18 protein-coding genes are annotated in these 22,949 nt (G+C 71.7%); 11 read left to right on the top strand and 7 right to left on the bottom strand.

The features are described 5' to 3' along the window. Nucleotides 1-133 precede the first annotated feature (133 nt). From scy to WJM95_RS22600, 4 genes are all read left to right on the top strand, one after another. Nucleotides 134-3,982, top strand: coding sequence for a polarized growth protein Scy (gene scy / locus WJM95_RS22615; protein WP_339131593.1), 3,849 nt, complete (start codon nucleotides 134-136; stop codon nucleotides 3,980-3,982). Between the two features lie 214 nt (nucleotides 3,983-4,196). Next, a complete protein-coding gene (locus WJM95_RS22610) occupies nucleotides 4,197-5,132 on the top strand; it encodes a cellulose-binding protein (protein WP_339131591.1) in 936 nt (311 codons plus the stop codon). A 116-nt stretch (nucleotides 5,133-5,248) separates the two neighbouring features. Beyond that, a complete protein-coding gene (locus WJM95_RS22605) occupies nucleotides 5,249-6,235 on the top strand; it encodes an ABC transporter ATP-binding protein (RefSeq protein WP_339131589.1) in 987 nt (328 codons plus the stop codon). Between the two features lie 2 nt (nucleotides 6,236-6,237). Next, nucleotides 6,238-7,005, top strand: coding sequence for an ABC transporter permease (locus WJM95_RS22600; RefSeq protein WP_339131587.1), 768 nt, complete (start codon nucleotides 6,238-6,240; stop codon nucleotides 7,003-7,005). A gap of 42 nt (nucleotides 7,006-7,047) precedes the next feature. On the opposite strand, the gene WJM95_RS22595 is transcribed toward WJM95_RS22600, so the two are convergent. Next, the gene (locus WJM95_RS22595; protein WP_339131585.1) at nucleotides 7,048-8,283 is read right to left on the bottom strand and encodes a hypothetical protein; all 1,236 of its coding nucleotides are present in this window, start codon (nucleotides 8,281-8,283) and stop codon (nucleotides 7,048-7,050) included. A gap of 248 nt (nucleotides 8,284-8,531) precedes the next feature. On the opposite strand from WJM95_RS22595, the gene WJM95_RS22590 reads away from it, so the two are divergent. The 3 genes from WJM95_RS22590 to WJM95_RS22580 all read left to right on the top strand — a co-directional run bounded on the left by WJM95_RS22590 (nucleotide 8,532) and on the right by WJM95_RS22580 (nucleotide 11,830). After that, a complete protein-coding gene (locus WJM95_RS22590) occupies nucleotides 8,532-9,455 on the top strand; it encodes a hypothetical protein (protein WP_339131584.1) in 924 nt (307 codons plus the stop codon). Nucleotides 9,456-9,692: 237 nt separating this feature from the next. Further along, complete coding sequence (locus tag WJM95_RS22585; RefSeq protein ID WP_339131583.1) at nucleotides 9,693-10,988, top strand: ABC transporter ATP-binding protein; 1,296 nt, start codon at nucleotides 9,693-9,695, stop codon at nucleotides 10,986-10,988. Beyond that, nucleotides 10,985-11,830 (top strand): ABC transporter permease, encoded by an 846-nt coding sequence (locus WJM95_RS22580; RefSeq protein WP_339131582.1) that lies wholly within the window; start codon nucleotides 10,985-10,987, stop codon nucleotides 11,828-11,830. The genes WJM95_RS22585 and WJM95_RS22580 overlap by 4 nt, the downstream gene beginning before the upstream one ends. A 49-nt stretch (nucleotides 11,831-11,879) precedes the next feature. Here the strand turns inward: WJM95_RS22580 and WJM95_RS22575 are convergent, their stop codons facing one another. Continuing rightward, complete coding sequence (locus WJM95_RS22575) at nucleotides 11,880-12,212, bottom strand: ATP/GTP-binding protein (protein WP_339131581.1); 333 nt, start codon at nucleotides 12,210-12,212, stop codon at nucleotides 11,880-11,882. 243 nt (nucleotides 12,213-12,455) lie between these two features. Between WJM95_RS22575 and WJM95_RS22570 the strand changes: the two genes are divergently transcribed. Then, complete coding sequence (locus WJM95_RS22570; RefSeq protein ID WP_339131580.1) at nucleotides 12,456-13,484, top strand: LLM class flavin-dependent oxidoreductase; 1,029 nt, start codon at nucleotides 12,456-12,458, stop codon at nucleotides 13,482-13,484. A 104-nt stretch (nucleotides 13,485-13,588) separates the two neighbouring features. On the opposite strand, the gene WJM95_RS22565 is transcribed toward WJM95_RS22570, so the two are convergent. Continuing rightward, complete coding sequence (locus WJM95_RS22565) at nucleotides 13,589-13,981, bottom strand: SCO5389 family protein (protein WP_339131579.1); 393 nt, start codon at nucleotides 13,979-13,981, stop codon at nucleotides 13,589-13,591. A 364-nt stretch (nucleotides 13,982-14,345) separates the two neighbouring features. Here WJM95_RS22565 and nucS point away from each other — a divergent pair, with 364 nt between their 5' ends. Continuing rightward, a complete protein-coding gene (gene nucS / locus WJM95_RS22560) occupies nucleotides 14,346-15,017 on the top strand; it encodes an endonuclease NucS (RefSeq protein ID WP_339131577.1) in 672 nt (223 codons plus the stop codon). Nucleotides 15,018-15,117: 100 nt separating this feature from the next. Here the strand turns inward: nucS and WJM95_RS22555 are convergent, their stop codons facing one another. From WJM95_RS22555 to WJM95_RS22545, 3 genes are all read right to left on the bottom strand, one after another. Beyond that, nucleotides 15,118-17,631 carry an ATP-binding protein gene (locus WJM95_RS22555; RefSeq protein WP_339131576.1) on the bottom strand — a complete coding sequence of 838 codons (2,514 nt, stop codon included), beginning with the start codon at nucleotides 17,629-17,631 and terminating at the stop codon, nucleotides 15,118-15,120. A gap of 293 nt (nucleotides 17,632-17,924) precedes the next feature. Then, the gene (locus WJM95_RS22550; protein WP_329301685.1) at nucleotides 17,925-18,248 is read right to left on the bottom strand and encodes an STAS domain-containing protein; all 324 of its coding nucleotides are present in this window, start codon (nucleotides 18,246-18,248) and stop codon (nucleotides 17,925-17,927) included. 215 nt (nucleotides 18,249-18,463) lie between these two features. Then, nucleotides 18,464-19,312: a 3-hydroxyacyl-CoA dehydrogenase family protein gene (locus WJM95_RS22545; protein ID WP_339131575.1), complete on the bottom strand. Its 849-nt coding sequence runs from the start codon at nucleotides 19,310-19,312 to the stop codon at nucleotides 18,464-18,466. Between the two features lie 229 nt (nucleotides 19,313-19,541). Between WJM95_RS22545 and WJM95_RS22540 the strand changes: the two genes are divergently transcribed. Together WJM95_RS22540 and WJM95_RS22535 are read left to right on the top strand one after the other, a co-directional pair. Next, a complete protein-coding gene (locus tag WJM95_RS22540) occupies nucleotides 19,542-20,114 on the top strand; it encodes a cob(I)yrinic acid a,c-diamide adenosyltransferase (protein ID WP_103550959.1) in 573 nt (190 codons plus the stop codon). Between the two features lie 345 nt (nucleotides 20,115-20,459). Then, entirely contained in the window at nucleotides 20,460-22,286 is a 1,827-nt protein-coding gene (locus WJM95_RS22535) for a glycoside hydrolase family 18 chitinase (RefSeq protein ID WP_339131574.1), read from the top strand. 89 nt (nucleotides 22,287-22,375) lie between these two features. Here WJM95_RS22535 and WJM95_RS22530 read toward each other — a convergent pair whose 3' ends face one another. Further along, nucleotides 22,376-22,822 carry a DUF2550 domain-containing protein gene (locus tag WJM95_RS22530; RefSeq protein ID WP_339131573.1) on the bottom strand — a complete coding sequence of 149 codons (447 nt, stop codon included), beginning with the start codon at nucleotides 22,820-22,822 and terminating at the stop codon, nucleotides 22,376-22,378. Nucleotides 22,823-22,949 lie beyond the last annotated feature (127 nt).

The following is a 22,949-nucleotide window of genomic DNA, read 5'->3' as shown; positions in this document are numbered from 1 at the left end:
TTTCGGGGGGCGAGCGTCGGGGCAGCAGCCCGTGCTCCGCCGTTGATCTGACACCATTCCCCGGGGGCCCCGTTCGGCCGAAGAACGGTGCTCGTTCGGAATTACATGACCAGGGGACGGATGGGACCGCGCAGTGCGGGGCTACGAACGCCAGGAGCGAGAGCCGGCGGCTGACGTCGACCACCTCTCTCGGTTCGAGGCCGAGATGGAACGGCTGAAGACCGAGCGGGAGAAGGCCGTCCAGCACGCCGAGGACCGCGGCTATCAGGTCGAGGTGCTGCGCGCCAAGCTGCACGAGGCGCGCCGCAGTCTGGCGACCCGTCCTGCCTACGACGGGTCCGACATCGGCTATCAGGCCGAGCAGATGCTCCGCAATGCCCAGATGCAGGCCGACCAGCTGCGCGTCGACGCCGAGCGCGAGATCAGCCAGGCGCGGGCGCAGACCCAGCGTCTCCTCCAGGAGCACGCCGAGCACTCGGCCCGCCTCCAGGCGGAACTGCACCAGGAGGCCGTCACCCGGCGTCAGCAGCTCGACCAGGAACTGGCGGAACGCCGCCAGACCGTCGAGTCGCACGTCAACGAGAACGTGGCGTGGGCCGAGCAGCTGCGCGCCCGCTCCGAGTCCCAGGCCCGCCGCCTGGTGGACGAGTCGCGCGCCGAGGCCGAGCAGGCGCTCGCCGCCGCCCGCGCGGAGGCCGAACGGGTCGCCGCCGAGGCGCGCCAGCGGCTCACCACCGACGCCGAGGCCGCCCGCGCGGAGGCCGAGGCGCTGCTGCGCCGTGCCCGCACGGACGCCGAACGCCTGCTGAACGCCGCCTCCACGCAGGCGCAGGAGGCCACCGACCACGCCGAGCAGCTGCGCAGCTCCACGGCGAGCGAATCGGACAACGCCCGCCGTCAGGCCACCGAGCTGAGCCGGGCCGCCGAGCAGCGGATGAGCGCCGCCGAGACGGCGCTGCGCGAGGCCCAGGCCGAGGCGGACAAGGTCCTCAGCGAGGCCAAGGAAGCCGCGTCGAAGACGATCGCGAGCGCCGAGTCGGTCAACGAACAGCGCACACGGACGGCGAAGGAGCAGATCGCCCGGCTGGTCAGCGAGGCCAACCAGGAGGCCGAGACCACCAAGTCCGAGGCCGAGCAGATCGTCGCGGACGCCCGCAGCAAGGCCGAGACGATCGTCGCGGAGGCAGAGGAGAGCGCGCGCAGCCTCACCGCCGAGGAGACCGCCTCCCAGCTCGCGAAGGCGGCCCGTACCGCCGAGGACGTGCTGAACAAGGCGTCCGAGGAGGCCAAGCGCACCACCAGGGCCGCCGCCGAGGAGGCCGAGCGGATCCGCACCGAGGCGGAGACCGAGGCCGACCGGCTGCGTGCCGAGGCGCACGACATCGCCGAGCAGCTCAAGGGCACGGCGAAGGACGACACCAAGGAGTACCGCGCCAAGACCGTCGAGCTCCAGGAGGAGGCCCGCCGGCTGCGCGGTGACGCGGAGCAGCTGCGTTCGGACGCCGTCGCCGAGGGTGAGCGCATCCGCGCCGAGGCCCGGCGCGAGGCCGTCCAGCAGATCGAGGAGGGCGCGCGGACCGCCGAGGAGTTGCTCGGCAAGGCGAAGGCGGACGCGGACGAACTGCGCCAGGCCGCCACCGCGGACAGCGAGAAGGTCCGCACCGAGGCCATCGAGCGCGCCACGGCGCTGCGCCGGCAGGCCGAGGAGACGCTGGAGCGGACCCGCGCGGAGGCCGACCGGCACCGCGCGGACGCCGAGGAGCGGGCCGAGACGATCGTGGCCGACGCGGAGCGGGTGGCCGAACGGCAGCGCGAGGAGACCGAGCGGGCCATAGAGGCCCGTCAGGCCGAGGCCGCCGAGGGACTGGCCCGGCTGCACACGGAGGCCGAGGAGCGGCTGGCCTCCGCCGAGCAGGCGCTGACCGACGCGCGCGCGGAGGCCGAGCGGATCCGCCGCGAGGCTTCCGAGGAGATCGACCGGCTGCGTTCGGAGTCCGCCGAGCGGATCCGCACGCTCCAGGAGCAGGCCGCGACGGAGGCCGACCGGCTGCGCGACGAGGCCGCGGCGGACGCGTCGGCGTCCCGTGCCGAGGGCGAGGCCATCGCCGTACGGCTGCGTTCGGAGGCCGCGGCGGAGGCCGAGCGGCTGAAGACGGAGGCACAGGACAGCGCCGACCGGGTACGGAGCGAGGCCCAGGCCGCGGCCGAACGTCTGGCGGCCGAGGGCGCCGAGACGCTGGCCGCCGCGCAGGAGGAGGCCGCCCGGCGCCGCCGCGAGGCCGAGGAGACCCTCGGTTCGGCGCGCCAGGAGGCCGACCAGGAGCGCGAGCGGGCCCGCGAGCAGAGCGAGGAGCTCCTCGCGTCCGCGCGCAAGCGGGTCGAGGAGGCCCAGACCGAGGCCGTACGCCTGGTCGAGGAGGCCGACCGGCGCGCCACGGAGATGGTCTCCAACGCCGAGCAGACCGCGCAGCAGGTGCGGGACTCGGTGGCGGGGCTGCACGAAAGCGCCCAGGAGGAGATCACCGGGCTGCGCTCGGCCGCCGAGCACGCGGCGGACCGTACGCGCACCGAGGCGCAGGAAGAAGCGGACCGGGTCCGCGCCGACGCCTACGCCGAGCGCGAGCGGGCCGGCGAGGACGCGGCACGGCTGCGGCGCGAGGCGAACGAGGAGCGGGAGGCCGCGACGGCTCTCGCGGAGCGCACGGTCGCCGAGGCGATCGCGGAGGCGGAGCGGATGCGCTCGGACGCCTCCGAGCACGCCCAGCGGGTGCGCACCGAGGTCTCGGACGCCATCGCGAACGCCGACCAGGACGCCGCGCGCACCCGCGCCGACGCCCGGGAGGACGCGAACCGGATGCGTTCGGACGCGGCCGCGCAGGTGGACACGCTGATCACCGAGGCGACGGCGGAGGCCGAGCGGCTCGGGATCGAGACCGCGGCCGAGGCCGAGCGGGTGCGCGCCGAGGCCGTGGCCAAGGCCGAGAAGCTCATCTCGGACGCGACCGGTGACGCGGAGCGGCTGCGGGCCGAGGCCGCCGAGGCGGTCGGTTCCGCCCAGCAGCACTCCGAGCGGATCCGTACCGAGGCCGAGCGCTTCAAGGTGCGGGCCACGGAGGAGGGCGAGCGGCGCACGGCGGCGGCGCGCGAGGAGGCCGAGCGCCTGCTGGACGAGGCACGCCAGGAGGCCAACAAGAAGCGCTCCGAGGCGGCCGAGCAGGTCGACACGCTCATCACCGAGACGGCGTCCGAGGCGGACAAGCTGCTCGCCGAGGCGCAGCAGAGCGCGCAGAAGACGACGGCGGACGCCGAGTCGCAGGCCGACACGATGGTCGGCGTGGCGCGTGGCGAGGCCGAGCGGCTGGTCTCCGAGGCGACCGTCGAGGGCAACACCCTCGTGGAGCGGGCCCGTACGGACGCGGACGAGCTGCTGGTCGGCGCGCGCCGGGACGCGACGGCGATCCGGGAGCGGGCCGAGGAGCTGCGCGACCGTGTCACCTCCGAGATCGAGGACCTGCACGAGCGGGCGCGCCGCGAGTCGTCCGAGGCGATGAAGAACGCGGGCGACCGGTGCGACGCGCTCATCAAGGCGGCCGAGGAGCAGCTCGCCGAGGCCGAGGCGAAGGCCAAGGACCTCGTGGCGGAGGCGAACTCCGAGGCGAGCAAGGTCCGTATCGCCGCCGTCCGCAAGGCCGAGGGGCTCCTGAAGGAGGCCGAGCTGAAGAAGTCCTCGCTCGTCTCCGAGGCGGAGAAGATCCGGTCCGAGGCGATCCAGGAGGCGAAGGCCGCCGTCGAGGAGGGCAAGCGCGACCTGGAGGTCCTGGTCCGCCGGCGCGAGGACATCAACACGGAGATCTCCCGTGTCCAGGACGTCCTGGAGGCGTTGGAGTCTTTCGAGGCCCCGGCGGGTGCCAAGGACGGCGGAGTGAAGGCGGGTGCGGCCGCGGGGGCGGCGCGTTCGGGCGGCAAGACGTCGGAGAGCTAGGGCCGGTCGGCGCCTCCGGCGTGATCCGCCGGACGGAAGCACCGATTACGTGCCGCGTGGGAGGTTTGTCACAGGTTCTGGCAAGCCTTCCCACAGCCGGCCACCCAAAAGGAGTGTCATTCTCCAGATCAAACACGTATCCGCTCGATGACACACCGCATTGCCCCCTAGGATTCCACCTATCACCTCACCGGTCTCATTCGACAGGATCCCCATGAGCGACACTTCCCCCTACGGCTTCGAGCTTGTGCGGCGTGGATACGACCGCGCGCAGGTGGACGAACGCATCTCGAAGCTCGTCTCCGACCGTGACAGCGCTCTGGCCCGTATCACCGCCCTCGAAAAGCGCATCGAGGAACTCCATCTCGAAACGCAGAACGCCCAGGCGCAGGTGAGCGACGCGGAGCCGTCGTACGCCGGTCTCGGTGCCCGCGTCGAGAAGATCCTCCGCCTCGCCGAGGAGGAGGCCAAGGACCTGCGCGAGGAGGCCCGTCGCGCGTCCGAGCAGCACCGCGAGCTCGCCGAGTCGGCGGCCCAGCAGGTGCGCAACGACGCCGAGTCGTTCGCCTCCGACCGCAAGGCCAAGGCGGAGGACGAGGGCGTCCGGATCGTCGAGAAGGCCAAGAGCGACGCCTCCCAGCTGCGCTCCGACGCGCAGAAGGACGCGGCGTCCAAGCGCGAGGAGGCGGACGCCCTCTTCGAGGAGACCCGCGCCAAGGCCGCGCAGGCCGCCGCCGACTTCGAGACGAACCTCGCCAAGCGCCGCGAGCAGTCGGAGCGCGACCTGGCCTCGCGTCAGGCCAAGGCCGAGAAGCGCCTCGCGGAGATCGAGCACCGCGCCGAGCAGCTCCGTCTCGAGGCCGAGAAGCTGCGCACGGACGCCGAGCGCCGCGCCCGTCAGACGGTGGAGACGGCCCAGCGCCAGGCCGAGGACATCGTGGCCGACGCGAACGCCAAGGCCGACCGCATCCGCTCGGAATCCGAGCGCGAGCTGGCCGCCCTCACCAACCGCCGCGACTCGATCAACGCGCAGCTCACGAACGTCCGCGAGATGCTCGCGACGCTCACGGGCGCCGCGGTGGCCGCCGCCACCGGTCCGGCCGAGGACGAGCCGATCTCCCGCGGGGTTCCGGCGCAGCAGTCCCGGTAACCGCACGGCACGACACCAGGGCCCGCTCCCTCACCGAGGGCGCGGGCCTTGTCGTCGTCGGGGCGGGGCCCCGCCGTCAAGTGGCAGGCCCCCAAGGGCCGCCTTAGCGTGGCCGCATGATCGAGCTCGAGGGGCTGACGAAGCGGTACGGCGAGAAGGTGGCGGTCAACAACCTCACGTTCGCGGTCAGACCGGGCATCGTCACCGGCTTCCTCGGGCCCAACGGCGCCGGGAAGTCCACGACGATGCGGATGATGCTGGGGCTCGACCGTCCCACCGCCGGCGACGTCCGGATCGACGGACAGCACTACGACCGGCTGAAGGACCCGCTGAAGTACATCGGCGCCCTGCTGGACGCGCAGGCCATGCACGGTGGCCGCAGCGCCTTCAACCATCTGCTGTGCCTCGCCCAGAGCAACGGCATCCCGAGGGCGCGCGTGCACGAGGTCCTGGACACCGTCGGCCTCACCGCGGTCGCGCGGAAGAAGGCGAAGGGGTTCTCGCTGGGTATGGGGCAGCGGCTCGGCATCGCCGGGGCGCTGCTGGGGGACCCGCGGATCCTGATGTTCGACGAACCGGTCAACGGCCTGGACCCCGAGGGCATCCACTGGATCCGCAATCTGATGAAGACCCTCGCCTCCCAGGGCCGTACGGTCTTCGTCTCCTCGCACCTCATGAGCGAGATGGCGCTGACCGCCGACCACCTCGTCGTGATCGGCCAGGGCAGGCTGCTCGCCGACACCTCGATGGCCGACTTCATCCGGCAGAACTCGCGCAGTTACGTCCGGGTCCGCTCCCCGCAGCGCGAGCGGCTGCTCGATGTGCTGAAGGGCGCGGGGATCACCGTCGTCCAGACGGGCAGCGGGGCGCTGGAGGTGGACGACGGGGAGCCGGAGCGCATCGGTGAGCTGGCCGCGCAGCACCAGCTCGTCCTGCACGAGCTGAGTCCTCAGCAGGCCTCTCTGGAGGAGGCGTTCATGCAACTGACCGCGGAGTCGGTGGAGTACCACGCGCACACCGACGGGCCCGCGCAGCAGATCGCGTCGAGCCCGGCCGACGTGCCCGTTTCCCCGCAATGGGGCGGCGACTGGAAGAAGGGCTGACCATGGCGGCCACCCAGGTACTCAAGTCCGAGTGGACCAAGATCAGGTCCGTGTCGTCCACGGTGTGGACGCTGAGCCTCGCGGCCGTCGTCACGATCGCCCTCGGTCTGCTCATCTCGATCCTCTCCAACAACGAGTTCGACAACATGAGCCCGCAGGACCGGCTGACGTTCGACCCGACGTTCATCAGCTTCGCGGGCATGACCCTCGGCCAGCTCGCGATGATCGTGTTCGGGGTGCTCGTCGTCGGCAACGAGTACAGCACCGGCATGATCCGCACCTCGCTCTCGGCGGTCCCGCAGCGGGGCACGTTCCTGTTCAGCAAGGTCGCCGTGGCGGCCGGCCTGGCGCTGGTGGTCGGCATGATCACCAGCTTCATCACGTTCTTCGTGGGCCAGGCGGCGCTCGGTACGCACCGGACGGCGATCAGTGATCCGGGGGTACTGCGCGCGGTGATCGGCGGGGGGCTCTACATGACGCTCATCGCCGTCTTCTCGATGGGGGTCGCGGCGATGCTGCGCTCTCCGATGCTCTCGCTCGGCATCCTGATGCCGTTCTTCTTCCTGATCTCCAACATCCTGGGGGCCGTGTCCGCGACCAAGAAGGTCGGCCGCTATCTCCCCGACCAGGCCGGCAGCAGGATCATGCGGGTGGTGCCACCCCTCGACGACACTCCCTACGGTCCCTGGGGCGGCCTCGGCATCATGCTCCTGTGGGTCGCCGTGGCCCTGGCGGGCGGCTACGCCCTGCTCAAGAAACGAGACGCTTAGGCCCCTGGGGGGCAGGTCGTCCGGGATCGCACCGACGCGGGGTCAGGTCACGCGGGGGCCAGGAACACGAGCCCCCGCCGGACCATCGGGTTCGTCCCCCGTCGGACCATCGGGCTCGTCCCCCGTCGGACCATCGGGCTCGTCCCCCGCCGGGCCGGGAGGCTGATCCCCGTCCCCGCTCCCGTCCTGGCCGGGAGGCTCGTCCCCCTCTGCGCCAGGAGGCTCGTCCCCGGCCGGGCCGGACGGCTCGCCTCCGCCCGAGTCGGGCGAGCCGTCCCCCGCCGGGCCGGGAGGCTCGTCCCCCGCCACGGCGGGGAGTTCGGTCCTCGGACCGGCGGCAGCTGCTCCCGCCGGTGGAGCCGGTGGTTCCGGGTCCGGGGTGTCGGGGGCCAGCAGGGCGTCGAAGTCGGGCCAGCCGGTCCACTTCCACACGTCCTTGCCGAGGTCGGGCTGGAGCGGCACGAACCGGCCGATCTCGAAGTCCCCCGCCTCCAGGTCGAACCAGCGTTCGTCGGCGACCTCGGTGCCGAGTCCGACGGTCCTGGCCGTCAGCCGGACGAGCAGCTTCACCCCGGACGAGGAGGACAGGTCCTTGCCCTGGATCCGGGAGAACGGCAGCCGGGGCACCGGCGCCTCGACCGGAATCCAGACCGTGAACGGGGCCCCTCGCTCGACCGCGAGCCAGCTCCGCTCGTCGGCCGGCTCGCCCTGCGCGTCCAGCACCTTCAGCCACTGCTTGTAGATGACGAGGCTGCCGTCGTGCGGGGAGGTCTCCAGATAGCGCAGATGGGCACGGGCCCTCAGGTCGACGACGGACAGGTTGTCGAACCGGTTGTAGAAGCGGACGGCGATGATGGCGTCGTCGCTGTCCGCGTGCCGCCGCGAGTAGCCGGGGAAGTCGGCGGTCCAGGCCCGCGAGATGCTGGCCCGCCGCCGCCACACGAAGGGGCGCAACGCGAACAGCTTGATCAGGACGATGCCCAGCAGGACCGCCGGCACCAGCGCGCCGGTCACGGACGCGAGCGTGGCGAGCAGCTGATGGGCGGTGCTGTCCGGTTCGGGGGCGAGGCTGTCGGTGCCGACGAAGGCCCGCAGCACGCCCAGACTGAGATCGAGCAGCCGCTCCCCGTCAGAGAACCGCTCCGCCATCGATCGCGCCGAGTGCTCGGTCAGCGTCCAGGCCGCCGCCACGACGACCGAGAGCCCGGCCAGCGCGCCGAGCGCCATCAGCAGCAGCGCGTGCACGGTGCGCCCCGCGATCCACCAGCGAACGGACATGCGGTAGCGCGGGTGCGCCGCTCCCCGCACCGCTACGCCCCGGGGTCGTCCCAGCCTCCGCAGCACCTGCCTCATCGGCCTCAACTCGCTTCCCCCGTAACCGATTTCGCCCCCACGCATACAATAAGGGCGACATCATTCCCGGTGTCGGTTCCGGCCAACCGCGCCCAGCCGGGGAGACCGGGGCCCACGCCGGGTACATCTCGGGTGAAGGCCCAGGTTCATCTCGCGTGAAAGGCTGTGCCCGCATGCGCGCGACACCACCCCCGGAGGGCGTCACCGTGACGACGAAGGACCGAAGCCTCGAAGCGCTGGGCCTGAGCGACGTGCCCGCGAAGAAGCCCCTCACCTATCCCGGCCGGCCCACCACCGAGCCGTCCCTGCTGACCGGCGGCGAGCTGCTCCAGCTGGACGTGCGCCCGCTGCGGCTCGGCGAGTGGTTCGTGGAGGAGCGCCAGGCGCAGCAGCGGCTGGACGAGGCCCTGGCCGACCTGGGGCAGGTGGGTACGGGGCTGCGCCACCCGGTCATCGCCGTCGGCTCGAACGCCTCTCCCGGGCAGGTCGCCCACAAGCTGACCCGCCTGGGCATCCCGGCGACCGTGCCGATGGTCCCGGTGCGGGTGGGCGGGATCGGCGTGGGCTGCTCCGGGCACATCAGCCCGGCCGGTTACGTGGCCGGGACGCCGTACGTGGACCGCGGCGCCGAGACGACGCTCGTGGTCACCTGGCTGGACTCGACGCAGCTCAAGGCCGTCGACGACACCGAGTTCCCCGACTACCGCCGGGCGATACTCCCCGGCGACGCGTTCACGATGACGATGCCGTCCGGGGAACGGCTCGGCGGCGCGTACATCTACTTCAGCGCGCACGGCGTGCTCGCCGATCCGGAGACCGGGCGACCCCGCCCCGGCGGTGGCGACCAGTCCGAACTCCTGGCCGCCCTGCTGGCCGGATCCGGGCGCCTGCGGGAGCTGCTCGGGCCCGACCCGGCGGCCTGGGTGCGCCGCGCGGGCGCGGACCGGTCGCTGCGCGAGGCGGGCACGCTGATCTTCGGCGAGGAGGGCTGGGTGCTGCCGCAGACCGACTTCCTGCCCTACCTCGACGAATCGGCCGAGCTGCGGCTCTACGACGACCTTCCGCCGCTGGACGATTCCCTGCCGCGGCACCCCTGACTTTCCTCGTCGGCGGGCCGGACGCGCATTCCCTTTCCCGCCCGATTTCCCGCCGATCAAGAAAGTCGGGTACCTGACAGGACACCCGTACGAGCCGTCGCCCTCTACTGGATCTTTCACCGTCCGATGGGCGCGACTTTACTTTCCCTTGAGTGGAACCGTCGGCGCCCGGATATCCTCCTAACCCTTACGGGGGCGTGCGCCCCGACGTCCTGAACCTTTCGATGGGTGCGGAGCATGATCGAGGCAGTCGGCCTGACGAAGCGCTACGGCGCCAAGACAGCCGTGTACAACCTTTCCTTCCAGGTCCGGCCGGGTGCCGTCACCGGGTTCCTCGGGCCCAACGGCTCGGGCAAGTCGACGACGATGCGCATGATCCTCGGCCTCGACAATCCGACCTCCGGTCAGGTGACGATCGGCGGCTTCCCCTACCGCAGGCTGCCCAACGCGCCCCGTCAGGTCGGCGCGCTCCTCGACGCCAAGGCCGTCCACGGCGGCCGCAGTGCCCGCAACCACCTGCTGAGCCTGGCCCAGCTGTCGGGCATCCCGGCCCGCCGCGTGGACGAGGTGCTCGGTGTCGTCGGTCTCCAGGACGTGGCGCGAAAGCGCTCCAAGGGCTTCTCGCTCGGCATGGGCCAGCGCCTCGGCATCGCCGCCGCGCTCCTCGGCGACCCCCAGGTGCTGCTCTTCGACGAGCCGGTCAACGGCCTCGACCCCGAGGGCATCCTGTGGGTGCGCAACCTGATGAAGGCGCTGGCCTCCGAGGGCCGTACGGTCTTCGTCTCCTCGCACCTCATGAGCGAGATGGCGCTGACCGCCGACCACCTCATCGTGATCGGCCGCGGCCAACTGCTGGCCGACCAGAGCATCAAGGACTTCATCTCGCACAACTCGGCCGACTTCGCCCGGGTGCGCACCCCGGAGACCGAGCCGCAGCAGCGCGAGAAGCTGACCGCCGCGCTGACCGAGGCCGGCGGCCAGGTGCTGCCCGAGCAGGACGGCGCGCTGCGCGTCACCGGGCTGCCGCTCCCCCGCATCAGCGACCTCGCGCACTCCGCCGACGTCCGGCTGTGGGAGCTGTCGCCGCACCAGGCCTCGCTGGAGGAGGCGTACATGCGGATGACGCAGGGCGCCGTCGACTACCGCTCGACCGTCGACCAGAAGGCCGGGCTCCAGCAGCAGCTGCCGCCGGGCGCGATGCCGCCGCCGCAGATGCCGGTGGCGGGCCAGGGCCAGCCCGGCTGGTACGCGCCGCTGCCGCCGCAGCAGGGCGGGCAGCCGTTCGCCATGCCGCAGTCCGGACCGTACGGGGCTCCCGCGGCCCCCGCCGCCGCTCCCGGCCCCTACGGCGCTCCGGCCGCCCCCGGCGCCGCGGACGTCAACCCGTACGCCCAGGGCCCCGCGGGCACCCCGGCACCCGCCGCCGCCCCGGCGCCCGCCGCGGCTCCCGAGCCCGCTCCGGCCGCCGCTCCCGAAGCCGCCCCCACGCCCGCGCCCGCCGCCGACCTGACCAAGCCCGAGGACGCCCGATGAGCACGCCCCAGCCCCCGATGCCGCAGCAGGCGGCCGCCGCCCCCGCCTGGCAGGCGGCGCCCGGCACGTCGTACACCTCGCCGATCCCCGTCACCCGCACCCACCTCGGGCACGCGCTCAACTCCGAGTGGACGAAGATCAAGTCGGTGCGCTCCACGATGTGGACGCTCGGCACCTTCCTGCTCCTGGTGGTCGGCATCGGCTTCCTGGTCGCCGTGCAGACCACGAACGAGGACTTCACGGACATCCCGTTCACCGTCCCCGCGTTCATCGGCCTGCTGCTCGGTCAGATCTGCCTGCTGACGCTGGGCGTGCTGGTGGTCTCCTCCGAGTACGGCACGGGCATGATCCGTACGACGTTCACGGCCTCGCCGCAGCGGCACCGGGTGCTCGCCGCCAAGCTGATCATCTTCTTCGCGGTCGCGTTCGCCGTCTCGGCCCTGTCGATCGGGCTCATCGGCCTGTTCACCGCGAGCCTGCACAGCGGCGACGCCCACGCCCCGTGGGGCGCCACCGTCTTCATGGGCGCGCTGTACGTCTCGCTGCTCGGCGTGCTCTCGCTCGCCGTGGGCTCGATGATGCGTCACTCGGCCGGCGCGATCACCACGATGCTCGGCGTCGTGCTCCTGCCCTCGATCCTGCCCGCGTTCCTGATGATGTCCGACACCCTGCGGACGATCGGCGAGAAGATGCAGGAGTACGCCGCCATCAGCTCCCTCGCCAAGGTCTTCCGGCTCAACGAGGAGCAGGGCAACGGCGTCGCCCAGCTCGGCCTGCTCGCCGCGGTCACGGCGGTGGCCGTCGCCGCCGCCTTCGTGCTCCTGGAGCGCCGGGACGTGTGACGACCGCACCCGGGCGGCGACGAGAGGCCGGAGGGACGGCCCAAGTCGCCTAGAACCTGGGCGCGTTACGGGACCGCTGCACCCGCGAGGTGCGGCGGTCCTTCGCGTTCCAGCAGGCCTTGTGCCAGTGCCGCCGCTCGTCGACGCCCGAGTGCTCCGGCCAGGCCACCACGTGCGGAACGCCGGAAGGGATCAACTGGTCGCAGCCGGGGCACCGGTAGGTCTTGCCCTGCGCGCTCGCGCCCGCCACGTGGCGCACGCTCCACTCATCGCCCTGCCAGCTCTCCGTGGACTGCCAGCCGCCGTAACGGTCCGACGAGTCCTCCTCGGGGCTCCTGCCGGACGAGCCGGCGTCCTTCGGACGGTTGCGACGCGGGGACAAGGGACACCTCACGGAGCTATACAGGGGGCAGGGGCCGACTCAAGCCTACGCGGGACGCACAGGGGTACGCGTACTCCGCCAACCCGCACAGATCCCCCCTCGGACCGACCTCGGGCCGTCTCCGGACAGCCCAATTCCCAGACAATCCGCAAATCTCTCCGCAAGGCCGTGTCTTCGGCACGTGTCAGGCGGTTATGCCGGTCGGGGGAGCTCCGTGTCGGAGCCGAGGAAGCAGGAAGTTCGATGCACGTTGGAAGTTTTGTACTGGGCGCCCAGTTCCCTGGCCAGGGCCAGGGAGAGGCCCTGCACCGCGCGGTGCGGTCGGCCGAGGTCGCCGAAGAGGCCGGGCTCGACGCGGTCTGGCTGGCCGAACACCACTTCGTGCCGTACGGGACATGCCCGTCGGCCGTCACACTCGCCGCGTATCTGCTCGGCCGCACCGACCGCATCAGGATCGGCACGGCGGTCAGCGTGCTGCCCACCGTCCACCCCGTGGCGCTCGGCGAGCAGGCCGCCCTGCTGCACCTGACGTCCGGCGGGCGGTTCTCGCTCGGGGTCGGCCGCGGCGGCCCCTGGGTCGACCTGGAGGTCTTCGGCGCCGGTCTCGCGGCCTACGAACACGGGTTCCCCGAGTCACTCGATCTGCTGATTCGCTGGCTCCGGGAGCCGACCGTCGCGGGCGGCTCCGAGCGGTTCCCGTTCCGTGAAGTCCCCGTCGTACCACGCCCGTCGGAGGCGCTGAGCGGAGCTCCGGGCCCCGAGGTGGTCGTGGCGTGCACCTCGCCCGCGAGCGTCCGGCTCGCCGCCGAGCGCGGACTGCCGATGCTCCTGGGCATGCACGTCGGGGACGAGGAGAAGGCCGAAATGGTCGCACTGTGGCGCCGGCACGCGCGCGCGGCGGGCCGTCCCACGGACGAGATCCTCACGGCCGCGCACGTCTCCGCCGGCGTCTGCCAGATCGCGGACCGCCGCACCGACGCCGTCGAGACGCTCGTGAAGGCGATGCCGGGCTGGCTGAAGCAGGGACTGGACGCCCATGTGACGGTGGACGGCCGCGCCCGCTCGATGCGGGACCCGGTGGCGTACACCGAACTGCTCTGCGGGCTGCACCCGGTGGGCACTCCGCGGCTGTGCGCGGACCGGCTCGCGGCGACCTCGGAGCGGACGGGCATCACACGGTTCGCCCTGCTCGTCGAGGGCTCGGGCGACCTGGCGGCGACCGAGGAGAACGTACGGCGGCTCGGGGCCGAGGTGCTGCCCCAGCTCGGGTGACCGCACGGAGTCCGGCCCGACGGGCCGGACACGCGGGGAGCTTGCCGCTCCAGTACCAATGCACCTCCCGCGTACGGAGCGGCAAGCAATGCGGCATCAGTGCGTCAGCAGTCCCTGAACTCCGGGGACTGGTTGAGCAGCTGACTGCGGACCGAGGTGAAGCGTGCCAGTGTGTCGTCCACCGATTCGTCCAGTGGGAACACCGCCACCCGGTGGCAGTTCTGGAAGGCCAGCCGCACTCCGAAGTGCCGCTGTAGCGCGCCGCGTATCGCGTCACTCGCGAGCGCACGCAGCAACTGGCCACGTGCCTGCTCGTCCGGCGGAGGCGTCTGGTTGTCGGCGAAATTGCCGCCGTCGACCTTCAGCTGGGCCACCAGGGAGCTGATCATCTCCCATGCGTAGGGCAGGGAGGTCCGGACGCAGTCGACGAATTCAGCTTCATCGACCTCGCCTCGCTCGGCCTGTTGGAGTAGGGCCGGTGAGACGTCGAGCGACATGGGTACTCCTCTCGCACCCCCATACCTCGGGGGTTGCCGGACAGGGACGGGGATCGCGATATCGAACACGCTGAGTACATGTATCGCGACCTCCCGTTCATACGGTAAGCATCGGCAGGTAACGGCACCAGGAGAATGGGCACATAGCGAACGCGCGGTAGGCCGACAATCGGCCACGGAGGAACACGGAACCTTCAGGATCAATGGGGTGACCCGCGAAAACGCCGGGCCGGGCCCGGCGGAGCCGCCCCGTTGGACAAATGGGGCGAACCGCGGATGCCACCTCGGGCCGGGCGCCGGAGGGGGTCACGGGACGGGGCCGGGAATCGCGTGCACCACCGCCGGTCGAGTAGCGTTGCCGACCATGCGTCTCGTCATTGCCCGCTGTTCCGTGGACTACGCGGGCCGGCTCACCGCCCATCTCCCGTCGGCGCCCCGCCTGATCCTCGTGAAGGCGGACGGCAGCGTCTCGATCCACGCGGACGACCGGGCCTACAAGCCCCTCAACTGGATGTCGCCGCCCTGCACACTGAAGGAGGGGTCGGGCGACGACGAAGGCGTCTGGACCGTCATCAACAAGGCGGGCGAGAAGCTCATCATCACGATGGAGGAGATCCTCCACGACTCCTCGCACGAACTCGGCGTGGACCCCGGCCTGATCAAGGACGGCGTGGAAGCGCACCTCCAGGAGCTGCTCGCCGACCGCATCGAGACCCTGGGCGAGGGCTACTCCCTCATCCGCCGTGAGTACATGACGGCCATCGGTCCCGTCGACATCCTGTGCCGGGACGCCGAGGGGCAGACCGTCGCCGTGGAGATCAAGCGCCGCGGCGAGATCGACGGCGTGGAGCAGCTCACGCGGTATCTGGACCTGCTGAACCGCGACCCGCATCTCGCGCCGGTCCGCGGCGTCTTCGCGGCCCAGGAGATCAAGCCCCAGGCCCGCGTCCTCGCCACCGACCGCGGCATCGGCTGTACGGTCCTGGACTACGACGCCCTGCGCGGCATCGAGGACGACAAACTGCGTCTGTTCTGAGCCCCCCGGGTTCGTATACGGCGGGAGGGCCGGTCCGATGTCCGGACCGGCCCTCCCGCCGTTCACGCCCGCGGTCCGGCCGTACGTCCGGACCGTACGGTCAGATCACCGTGCCGCCCGGCGACGTCGTGGCCGGGCCGCTGCCGGCCGGCGTCGCGTCCGTGGCGTGCGGCGCTCCGGTCGACACGGGGCCGCTCGCGGTGTCGGTGGTGCCCGGGCTCGACGACTCGGTGGCCGACGGCGAGGTGGAGCCCGAGGGACTCGGGGAGGTCGCGGAGGGCGAAGGGCTCGTCTTCGAGGGGGACGGGGACGGCCGGTGCGTGGGCCGCTTCGACGGCGACGAGGACGGCGAGTTCGAGGGCCGGCCGGTGCTCGTGTGCGTCCCGCTCGGTTCGGCGGAGGGCCGCCGGCTCCCGGTGGCGGAGGGCGTCGGGTCGTCCGAGGTGCCGTACGTGCCGTCGGGGCCCGGGTCGGTGGGCTTGGGCACGGAGCTGGGAGAGGAGTCGTCGCCCTTCTTCGGCGTGTCCGCGCCCAGACTGTCGTCCTGCGCGTCCTGGGTGGCGGACGGGTTGACGCCGACCTTCTCGGACGGGGTGTCGTTGCCGTGGTCGGAGGTCGCGCCGAGGGTCACCACGGTCCCGAGGACGGCGACGAGGAGCGCGCCCGCGCCCGCGGCCACCAGGTTGCGCCGGGTGCCGTCGACCAGCCGCCCCGCGACGCCGCGCGGCTTGGCCCCGGGAACGCCGGGGCCGCCCGCGCGGGAGAGCATCACGGTGTCGCCGGACGGGTCGGTGACGGCGTACGCGTACGGGACGCCGCCGGGGGGCGACATCGACTCCTCGTGACGCGCGTCCGGCACCTCCTCGCCCGCCGGGGTGCCCCCACCGGTCAGCTGGAGGGGTCCTGAGCGGTCGGCGACCAGCGCGAGGGCGCGGCGGCCGGCGGTGATGCCCCGCTTGTCGGCGAGCTCGCCGCGCAGGGCGACGGAGGCCTCCAGCTCGGCACGGGACCGGTCCAGCTGGTGGCCGCAGAGCGCGATGACGCCCAACTCGTGGTGGAAATAGGCCTGTTCACCGATGTCGCCGGCCAGCTCGGAGGCCTCGACCCCGAGGCGCAGGACGCGCTCCCAGGCGCTCCAGTTCAGCCCCGAGGCGAAGGCGGGCGCCGCGGTGCGGGCGAGCCGGACGGAGGCCGCTTCCTCGCCCTCCTCCAGCGGCGCGGTGGTGACCGGGACGAGCACATCCAGGGCGGCGAGCACCGCGTCCGCCTCGGCGCAGACCCGCTCCGGGGTGACCGAGGGGTGCCCGGCCCACCAGGTGTAGTGGCGGGCGGCGGCCAGCGCGCTCTCCTGGAGCGTCTCCGCGTATCCGGAGGCCAGCAGCTGGGCCTGCACCCCGGCGGCCAGCCGGTAGCGGGAGCCGACCGGGGAGACCAGCGCGGAGGCGGCGAGCTCGGCGAGCGCGGCGTCGGCGTGGGTGTCGCCCACGAGCGCGGGCAGATGGGCCTGGTGGGGCACCTCGCCGCCGAGCGCGACGGCGAAGCGCAGGGTGGCGCGCGCCGACTCGCTGAGCCGGGAGGCGAGCAGCGCGGCGGGCGCGGCGCCCTCGGCGAGGGAGGGCAGCGGTACGTCGGCGCCGTCGCCGCCCTGGAACGGGACGTCGGCCGGGGCCTCCTGGAAGACCCCGTACTCGTCGAAGGCCTCTTCCCTGGCCTGGAGCCGGTCGCGCTGCCTGAGCAGCGCTCCGGCCTGTATGAAGCGCAGCGGCAGGCCCTCGGACTCGAACCAGAGGTCGCCCGCCCAGTTCGACTCGTCCTCGCTCAGGACGCGTCCGACGGCACGCTCGAGGAGTTCGAGACCGCCGCTGCGGTCGAGTCCGCCCAGGAGGACCTCTTCGACCTCGGCCTGGGCCGAGGGATGGGGTATGTCCGGGGTGGCCGCGATCACGAAGGCGCACTCGGGGGTGGCGTCGAGCAGCATGTCGAGGGCGCCGCCGCCGATCTCCGCGTCGTCGAGGATGACGACCGCGCCGATCTCGCGGACCAGCACGAGCAGTTCGTCGTGATCCGGACGGTGCAGGGGTGCCTCGTAGACGGCGGCGAAGAGGTCGTGGAGCACGTCGCTCGCGGTGCGCCCGTAGCCGGAGAGGCGGACGACACCGTCGGGCGCGAGGTCCGAGCAGTCCTCGGCGACGGCGTCCAGCAGGACGGTGCGGCCCGAGCCCGAGGGGCCGGTGAGCCGTGCCGAGCGTCCGCGCGCGAGGAGGCGTACGAGCTGCTCGCGCTCCTCGTGGCGTTCGAGGAGCGGCAGCCGCGGCTGTGCCGGGCCGGGCGGTGCGGGCGGCTGGGCCGCGCGGGCCAGTTCGGCGCGTTCGGCGGCGCCGTACTTGGCCGGCGTCCCGGGCCGCTCGTGCGGCGGGCAGTTCTCGATCTCGCTGCCGTCGACGGGGTTGACCGTGAGGGCGAATTCGCCCGCCACGAGTCTGACGGTGCGCACGGGTGCGGGTTTGTGCTGTCCCAGGTCGGCTGCGAGGGGGTCGCGCGGCGGGCGCGGGCGAGTCACCTGGCCCTCGTCGTCCTGACCGTAGTCCTCGGAGCCCCGGTCGATCGGGTCCATGTTCCAAGCCCCCCAAAAGCGTCGTGTGCCGATGCCCTCCCGGCCTGGCTGCACAGCGCTTCGTCGCTTCTGGTCCGGTGCCCGCTCGTAGGGTTTCGGTCGGCGGGCAGCCGAACCCTAAACCTTCGCACAGTATCTACGAACAGGCGGGGTACCGCGCCGTCCGAACCGTCACAGCTTCGTGAGGATTGTGCACGTGGCAGGCTCGGCGCACCGGTCGGGGCGCGGTTTGGTGCGGCGCTCGGGGCGTGCGCGGTCGCACACGCGGAGCGAGGGGGCGCCGCCGGCTCGGGTCACACCCGGGGCAGCGACTCGACCCCGATACCGCCCTCGATCGCCAGGATCCGGTGCAGCCGGGTGGCCACCAGCAGACGCTGCATCTGCGGCGGCACTCCGCGCAGGACGAGCCGTCGGCCGCACCGCCCGGCACGCCGGTGGGCCCCCATGATGACACCGAGGCCGGTGGCGTCCCAGGAGTCCAGCTCGGACAGGTCCAGCACGAGATCGCCCGCTCCGTCGTCGACGGCCGTGTGCAGGACCGTGCGGGCGTCCGCCGCGCTGCGTACGTCGAGGCGGCCCCCGACGACCAGCTCGGCGTGGTCGCCCCTGATGTACATATGCGCTCCCCGAGAATGCGTCTCGTAACTCCGCGTGTGTCTGTTTCCGCGTCTTCGCGTCTGCATGTTGTGCATGGTCTGACTGCCTGAGGGCCCCGGAGGTTGCCGTCTGTAAGCGAACCGATACCGAATTCACCTCATGGAGTGACATCCGAGAGGTGTGCGCGGTGTCCGTGGCACATGCGGCGGCCGGATCCCGGCCGCCGCATGATCGTTCAGTGCTTGTAGAAGCCCTGCCCGCTCTTGCGCCCGATGTCACCGGCGTCAACCATCCGGCGCATCAGCTCCGGCGGGGCGAACTTCTCGTCCTGGGTCTCGGTGTAGATGTTGCCGGTGGCGTGCAGCAGGATGTCGACGCCCGTGAGGTCGGCCGTGGCGAGGGGGCCCATGGCGTGGCCGAAGCCCAGCCGGCAAGCGAGGTCGATGTCCTCGGCGGTGGCCACGCCCGACTCGTACAGCTTCGTCGCCTCGACGACGAGGGCCGAGATGAGACGGGTGGTCACGAAGCCGGCGACGTCGCGGTTGACGACGATGCAGGTCTTGCCGACGGACTCGCTGAACGCGCGGGCGGTGGCGAGCGTCTCGTCGCTGGTCTTGTAGCCGCGGACCAGCTCGACGAGCTGCATCATCGGGACCGGCGAGAAGAAGTGCACGCCGACGACCCGCTCGGGGCGCTCCGTGGCCGCCGCGATCTTGGTGATCGGGATGGCGGAGGTGTTGGAGGCGAGCACGGTGTCGGGGCGGACGATCTTGTCCAGCGCCTGGAAGATCTCGTGCTTGACCTCGAGCTTCTCGAAGACCGCCTCGACGACGATGTCGGCGTCGGCGGCGGCGTCCAGGTCGGTGGTCGCCGTGATGCGCCCGAGCGCGGCCTCCGCGTCGGCGGCGTCCAGCTTGCCCTTGCCCACGAACTTGTCGTACGAGGCCTTGATGCCGTCGAGGCCGCGGTTCAGCGCCTCGTCCGTGACATCGCGCAGAACGACGTCCCAGCCCGCCTGCGCGGAGACCTGGGCGATGCCGGACCCCATGAGTCCGGCTCCGATGACGGCGAGCTTCCCAGCCACTCAGACTCCCTTAACACGCTGCTTGTGTATGCCTCTTCGGCGGAGAGTAGCGTTCGGAAGGGGGCGTGAAACCGGTAAGTAACGCGTGTCACGGTCTCAGGGCGTGAGACACCCGTCACGTCCCGTCCCGTCGGCCGGACGAACGCTCGCCGGCCGACTCCGCGCCCTGTGATCCGCACCTCGCGGGCACGGCGCCTCCCGGGCCCGCGAGGCCGTCTAGATTGACTCCATGGTCAATCTGACGCGCATCTACACCCGGACCGGCGACCAGGGCACCACCGCCCTCGGGGACATGAGCAGGGTCGCCAAGACCGATCTGCGGATCTCGGCGTACGCCGACGCCAACGAGGCGAACGCCGTCATCGGCACGGCGATCGCGCTGGGCGGCCTGGAGGACGAGGTCGTCCAGGTCCTCACCCGCGTCCAGAACGACCTGTTCGACGTCGGCGCGGACCTGTCGACGCCGGTGGTCGAGGACCCGAAGTTCCCGCCGCTGCGGGTCGAGCAGTTCTACGTCGACCGGCTGGAGGCGGACTGCGACCTGTTCAACGAGCGGCTGGAGAAGCTGCGCTCCTTCATCCTGCCCGGCGGCACCGCGGGCGCCGCGCTCCTGCACCAGGCGTGCACGGTCGTACGCCGGGCCGAGCGCTCGACCTGGGCCGCGCTGGAGGTCCACGGCGAGGCGATGAACCCGCTCACGGCCACCTACCTCAACCGGCTCTCGGACCTCCTGTTCATCCTGGCCCGTACGGCGAACAAGGACACCGGCGATGTCCTGTGGGTCCCCGGCGGGGAGCGCTGAGCGACTCCGGACCCCATCCGTCACACCGGACGAAGGGCGTCCGCGCCGGACTCGAAGGTCACTTCGGGCCCGTGCCGCGGGCGCCCTTCGCCGTCCCCGCCGACGGCTCCGGCGGACCCCCGACAGGAGCACGAAGGCCCACGTCAGCCGCCCGCCGGGGCCTCGGCATCGCGTGTTGGAGCGCCAATGTGCCGTGTGCTCAACGGAGTTGAGACTCCATCACGAGAGCGAAACAGTGGTCCAGACCTATTGACCCATGGTCCAGACCTTCCTATTCTCACGGCACCGTGGGTGTGAAGGCTCAGTCACGCCCCTCCCCCTCCAACTCCCCCGAGGAGGCGCGGAATGCGCTTCAGACAACGCGCGACGGCAGGGCTCGCGACCCTGCTGCTCCCCCTGGCCGGCCTGGTCGGCCTCGCGAGCCCCGCCCAGGCCGCGACCACCGCCACGGCCACCTACGCCAAGACCCAGGACTGGGGCACCGGCTTCGAGGGCAAGTGGACGGTCACCAACACCGGCAGCACCGCCATCAGTTCGTGGACGATCCAGTGGGACTTCCCCTCCGGCACCTCGGTCACCTCGGCCTGGGACGCGGACGTCACCAGCTCCGGCAACCACTGGACCGCCAAGAACAAGTCCTACAACGGCAGTCTCGCCGCCGGGGCCTCCGTCTCCTTCGGCTTCAACGGAGCGGGCTCCGGCTCCCCCTCCAACTGCACCCTGAACGGCGGCAGTTGCGACGGCGGCACCACCGTCCCCGGTGACAACGCGCCCTCCGCGCCCGGCACCCCCACCGCCTCCTCCATCACCGACACCTCGGTGAAGCTCTCCTGGAGCGCGGCCACCGACGACAAGGGCGTCAAGAACTACGACGTCCTGCGCGGCGGCACCAAGGTCGCGACCGTGACGACGACCTCGTACACGGACACCGGCCTGACCGCCGGCAACGACTACTCGTACACCGTCCAGGCCCGTGACACCGCCGACCAGACCGGTCCGGTCAGCGGCGCGGTCGCGGTGCACACCACCGGCGGCACCACCGACCCGCCGCCCACCGGCAAGGCCGTCAAGCTCGGCTACTTCACCGAGTGGGGCATCTACGGCCGCAACTACAACGTCAAGAACCTGGTGACGTCGGGCTCGGCCGCCAAGATCACGCACATCAACTACGCCTTCGGCAACGTCACCAACGGCCAGTGCGCGATCGGCGACTCCTACGCCGACTACGACAAGGCCTTCACCGCCGACCAGTCGGTCAGCGGCGTCGCCGACACCTGGGACCAGCCGCTGCGCGGCAACTTCAACCAGCTGCGCGAGCTGAAGGCCAAGTACCCGAACCTCAAGGTCCTCTGGTCCTTCGGCGGCTGGACCTGGTCCGGCGGCTTCGCCCAGGCGGCCGCCAACCCGGCCGCGTTCGCGGACTCCTGCTACAACCTCGTGAAGGACCCCCGCTGGGCCGATGTCTTCGACGGCATCGACATCGACTGGGAGTACCCGAACGCCTGCGGTCTCTCCTGCGACACCAGCGGCGCCGCGGCCTACAAGAACCTGATGCAGGCCCTGCGCGCCAAGTTCGGCTCGAACAACCTGGTCACCGCGGCCACCACGGCCGACGGCACCTCCGGCGGCAAGATCGACGCCGCCGACTACGCGGGCGCCTCGCAGTACGTCGACTGGTACAACGTGATGTCGTACGACTTCTTCGGAGCGTTCAACGCGCAGGGCCCGACCGCCCCGCACTCCCCGCTCACCTCGTACAGCGGCATCCCGACGCCCGGCTTCACCACCGCCGACGCGATCGCCAAGTTCAAGGCGAAGGGCGTGCCCGCGAGCAAGCTGCTCATCGGCATCGGCTTCTACGGCCGCGGCTGGACCGGGGTCACCCAGGCCGCGCCCGGCGGCACGGCGACCGGCCCTGCGGCCGGCACCTACGAGCAGGGCATCGAGGACTACAAGGTCCTCAAGACGTCCTGCCCCTCCACGGGCCTCGTCGCCGGCACGGCGTACGCCTACTGCGGCAACAACTGGTGGTCGTACGACACCCCGGCCACCATCGGGACGAAGATGTCGTGGGCCAAGAGCCAGGGCCTGGGCGGCGCCTTCTTCTGGGAGTTCAGCGGTGACACCAGCAACGGTGAACTGGTCAGCGCCATCAACACCGGCCTGAGCTGATCACCGGACCGGGACACCGGTCCGCAGCACACCAAAAGAACCGCGGGCAGACCTCAGGGTCTGTCCGCGGTTCGCCGTTGCGGGGGGCCTCAGGCGACGTTCACCCTCTGGCCGGGCGGAGCCGCCTCCAGCCACGCCAGGAAGCCCGTGAGCGCGTCCTCGCTCATCGCCAGTTCGAGGCGGGTCCCGCGGTGGAGGCAGGCCAGGATGATCGCGTCGGAGAGCAGCGCGAGCTCCTCCTCGCCGTCCGCGGCACGGCGGCCGGCCACCTCGATCGCCGAGCGTTCGAGGAGACGGCGCGGGCGGGGGGCGTACGAGAAGACGCGGTACCACTCGACCCGGTCTCCGTTGTAGCGGGCCACGCCGTAGCTCCAGCCCTTGCCGCTGGGGTCACCCTTCTCGGGGACGTCCCAGCGGAGGCTACAGTCGAACGTTCCGCCGGAGCGCTGGATGAGCCGGCGGCGGAGGCCGAAGACGAACAGCCCCACCACCACGAACGCCACTACCACTCCGCACACAGTCAGAGCGAGGACCATCGACACCGACCTCCTCGTCTCCTAGGTAACGGAAAAGAAAAAACGTCCGGATTTGCCTCAGCCGCGGCCAGGGCCGGAGTGATCCGGTCCCAGCCGCGGCTGAGTCAAAGCCTTGCACAGTGCTCCC

The organism is Streptomyces sp. f51, from assembly GCF_037940415.1.
Lineage (GTDB): Bacteria > Actinomycetota > Actinomycetes > Streptomycetales > Streptomycetaceae > Streptomyces.
The sequence above is the reverse complement of the archived record's forward strand: the minus strand, read 5'-3'. Positions and strand labels throughout refer to the sequence as shown.

Excerpts from the sequence above, each read along its gene's own strand:
- WJM95_RS22610 (WP_339131591.1), top strand. The coding sequence starts at position 4,197 with ATGAGCGACACTTCCCCCTACGGCTTCGAGCTTGTGCGGCGTGGATAC.
- WJM95_RS22605 (WP_339131589.1), top strand. The coding sequence starts at position 5,249 with ATGATCGAGCTCGAGGGGCTGACGAAGCGGTACGGCGAGAAGGTGGCG.
- WJM95_RS22600 (WP_339131587.1), top strand. The coding sequence starts at position 6,238 with ATGGCGGCCACCCAGGTACTCAAGTCCGAGTGGACCAAGATCAGGTCC.
- WJM95_RS22595 (WP_339131585.1), bottom strand. The coding sequence starts at position 8,283 with ATGTCCGTTCGCTGGTGGATCGCGGGGCGCACCGTGCACGCGCTGCTG.
- WJM95_RS22590 (WP_339131584.1), top strand. The coding sequence starts at position 8,532 with ATGCGCGCGACACCACCCCCGGAGGGCGTCACCGTGACGACGAAGGAC.
- WJM95_RS22585 (WP_339131583.1), top strand. The coding sequence starts at position 9,693 with ATGATCGAGGCAGTCGGCCTGACGAAGCGCTACGGCGCCAAGACAGCC.
- WJM95_RS22580 (WP_339131582.1), top strand. The coding sequence starts at position 10,985 with ATGAGCACGCCCCAGCCCCCGATGCCGCAGCAGGCGGCCGCCGCCCCC.
- WJM95_RS22570 (WP_339131580.1), top strand. The coding sequence starts at position 12,456 with ATGCACGTTGGAAGTTTTGTACTGGGCGCCCAGTTCCCTGGCCAGGGC.
- WJM95_RS22565 (WP_339131579.1), bottom strand. The coding sequence starts at position 13,981 with ATGTCGCTCGACGTCTCACCGGCCCTACTCCAACAGGCCGAGCGAGGC.
- nucS (WP_339131577.1), top strand. The coding sequence starts at position 14,346 with ATGCGTCTCGTCATTGCCCGCTGTTCCGTGGACTACGCGGGCCGGCTC.
- WJM95_RS22555 (WP_339131576.1), bottom strand. The coding sequence starts at position 17,631 with ATGGACCCGATCGACCGGGGCTCCGAGGACTACGGTCAGGACGACGAG.
- WJM95_RS22550 (WP_329301685.1), bottom strand. The coding sequence starts at position 18,248 with ATGTACATCAGGGGCGACCACGCCGAGCTGGTCGTCGGGGGCCGCCTC.
- WJM95_RS22540 (WP_103550959.1), top strand. The coding sequence starts at position 19,542 with ATGGTCAATCTGACGCGCATCTACACCCGGACCGGCGACCAGGGCACC.
- WJM95_RS22535 (WP_339131574.1), top strand. The coding sequence starts at position 20,460 with ATGCGCTTCAGACAACGCGCGACGGCAGGGCTCGCGACCCTGCTGCTC.
- WJM95_RS22530 (WP_339131573.1), bottom strand. The coding sequence starts at position 22,822 with ATGGTCCTCGCTCTGACTGTGTGCGGAGTGGTAGTGGCGTTCGTGGTG.